The 1,053-nt window shown below is 59.1% G+C and carries 1 protein-coding gene; it reads left to right on the top strand.

All coding sequences use genetic code 11. From position 1 onward, the window contains the following. The coding region (locus ACF8O8_RS13425; protein ID WP_392509826.1) for an immunoglobulin-like domain-containing protein at nt 1–1,053 on the top strand (1,053 nt) is incomplete at both ends.

The following is a 1,053-nucleotide window of genomic DNA, read 5'->3' on the forward strand; positions in this document are numbered from 1 at the left end:
GACCCTGAGCAACCCTGCCCAGACGCCGGTGACCGTGACCCTGTCCAACGGCCAGGTCATCACCGTTGAAGCCGGCAAAACCCAGGGCAGCGTCGACTTCCAGACCCCGGCGAATGACGTCTACAACAACGGTTCGACTGTCAGCGTCACCATCGAGAACGCCACAGGCGGTAATTTCGAGCAACTGACCCCGAACCCGACGCCGGCTCAGACCACGATCACCGACTCGGTCGACACCACTACTGCGACCCTGACCGCCTCGCCAAGCGTGACCGAAGGCGGCGTGATCACCTACACCGTGACCCTGAGTAATCCTGCCCAGACGCCGGTAACCGTGACCTTGTCCAACGGCCAAACCATTACCGTTGAAGCGGGTAAAACCCAGGGCAGCGTCGATTTCCAGACCCCGGCCAATGACGTCTACAACAACGGCTCGACCGTCAGCGTCACCATCGAGAGCGCCACGGGCGGCAACTTCGAACATCTGACTCCGAATCCGACCCCAGCCTCGACTGTCATCAATGACAGCATCGATACCGTCACCGTAAGTATTGTCAGCAATGGCAATGTGACCGAAGACCAGCAGCCTTCCTTTACTGTGAAAGTAAGCCAGGCGCTGGACCGTCCGTTGACCGTAACCCTGTCTAACGGCGACACCGTGACGATCGAAGCCGGTAAGACCGAAGTCGAGTACAAGACCTCGGTTCAGGGCGATGACGTCTATCTTGATGCAGGCTCCATCACGCTCAGTGTTACCGACGCTACAGTTCCGGGTGCCACCTTCGAGAAGCTGGCCTTGGGTGGCCCGGCTACCGTTGAGATCTCGGACACTATCAGTGAAGTGGTGGCCAAACTGACCGCCACCCCTTCGGTCACCGAAGGCGGCGAGATCACCTACACCATCACCCTGACCAACAAAGATGGTCTGCCGATCAACAACCACTCGGAGCTGTACTTCAAGCTGACCGACGGCACTACTGTCGTCGTGGCAGCCAACAGCACCACCGGTTCGGCGACTGTAGCTGCACCAGACAACGTCTATGTCGGCACCAA

This window comes from Pseudomonas sp. TYF_14 (assembly GCF_043105275.1).
Taxonomy (GTDB): Bacteria; Pseudomonadota; Gammaproteobacteria; order Pseudomonadales; family Pseudomonadaceae; genus Aquipseudomonas; species Aquipseudomonas alloputida.